Genomic DNA, 576 nt, shown 5'->3' on the forward strand with positions numbered 1-576 from the left:
GCTGACGGGTACGGATTCGCTTAATGGCAATGCCAAGAGCCGCTGAATAATGCCTTGCAGGCTCAGGCTTTCAGGCTGGCTCACAATCCAGGCGCAATTTTGACGGTGTGTCCACTCATCAGAAAATTGCAACAACGAGTATGTGCCAGCCTGAAAGCCCCGGAGAGCGAGGCGTTATTCAGAGGCCGCCTAAGGTGTGAGGGTGGAGGTCGATGTACCATCGCAGAACGATCAATATTAATCGGGTAGTGAAGCTATTGCAGGGCGCCGCCCGTTCCGGTGCCAGCATTCCCGAGATTCTGGACAAGTGTAATATTCCCCGGCAAGTACTGGATGATCCGGATGGGACCATTGAGAGGGATACCTTTATCCGGATGATGTTGCTGATCATGACTCAGACCCAGGACGAGTTTCTGGGGTTTGGTCAGGGCCGAAAATCAAAGCCCGGCACCTTCTCCATGATGGCTCATGCGGTGATCAACTGCCCGAACCTGGGGGCGGCGGTGGAGCGGGGTATTCGCTTCTACGACTTGTTCGAGCTAAGCCTTCAGTCACGCATTGAGCGTGATGGCGATG

Annotated in this window: 1 protein-coding gene; it reads left to right on the top strand. The window is 54.7% G+C overall.

Going from position 1 to position 576, the window contains the following annotated elements:
- Nucleotides 1–212: 212 nt before the first annotated feature.
- Nucleotides 213–576: AraC family transcriptional regulator ligand-binding domain-containing protein (locus A3754_RS02015; RefSeq protein WP_197468384.1), on the top strand; the 364-nt coding region annotated here is incomplete at its 3' end.

It is taken from the genome of Alcanivorax sp. HI0083, assembly GCF_001635175.1.